The organism is Enterococcus sp. GPZ-007 (genome assembly GCF_059374735.1).
Genome location: NZ_JCAFYN010000132.1, coordinates 1 through 303 on the forward strand (window position 1 = coordinate 1; position 303 = coordinate 303).

The following is a 303-nucleotide window of genomic DNA, read 5'->3' on the forward strand; positions in this document are numbered from 1 at the left end:
TAGGTGTGTTGGTAGGAGAGCGTTCTAAGGGCGTTGAAGGCAGATCGTGAGGACTGCTGGAGCGCTTAGAAGTGAGAATGCCGGTATGAGTAGCGAAAGACAGGTGAGAATCCTGTCCACCGAATGACTAAGGTTTCCTGGGGAAGGCTCGTCCGCCCAGGGTTAGTCGGGACCTAAGCCGAGGCCGAAAGGCGTAGGCGATGGACAACAGGTTGATATTCCTGTACCCGTTGTTTTTGTTTGAGCAATGGAGGGACGCAGGAGGCTAAGGAATCAGACGATTGGAAATGTCTGTCCAAGCAA

1 rRNA gene is annotated in these 303 nt (G+C 52.8%); it reads left to right on the forward strand.

Going from position 1 to position 303, the window contains the following annotated elements:
• Window positions 1-303, forward strand: a 23S ribosomal RNA gene (locus AC4J95_RS21245); the annotation flags it as partial.